1 protein-coding gene is annotated in these 301 nt (G+C 32.2%); it reads right to left on the bottom strand.

Translation table 11 applies throughout. The features are described from left to right. Positions 1 to 113 precede the first annotated feature (113 nt). The coding region (locus tag V6246_RS18245; RefSeq protein ID WP_341561871.1) for a ClpP family protease at positions 114 to 301 on the bottom strand (188 nt) is incomplete at its 5' end.

The following is a 301-nucleotide window of genomic DNA, read 5'->3' as shown; positions in this document are numbered from 1 at the left end:
TCATATCACAACAGTTAATTACACTTTACTTGTTAAACAAAAAAAACAGACCTAATTGTGAAGTTTAACTCAACAAGCCAGTCTGTTTAATTGTTCTAAAAAATTGTTTTTTTTTATTTAGCAACCTGATCTACAATACCGTAAGCCACAGACTCATCTGCTCCCATCCAATGGTCACGATTAAAATCTGTCATTACCTTTTCAAATGTTTGCCCACAATTGTCTGCTAAAAGTTGAGCACTTAATTCTTTAGTAATTACAATTTCTTTAGCCGTAATTTCAATATCACTAGCTTGTCCAC

The sequence above is a fragment of the Algibacter sp. TI.3.09 genome, assembly GCF_038154905.1.
GTDB lineage: Bacteria > Bacteroidota > Bacteroidia > Flavobacteriales > Flavobacteriaceae > Algibacter.
This window is presented reverse-complemented; position numbering and strand designations above follow the sequence as displayed.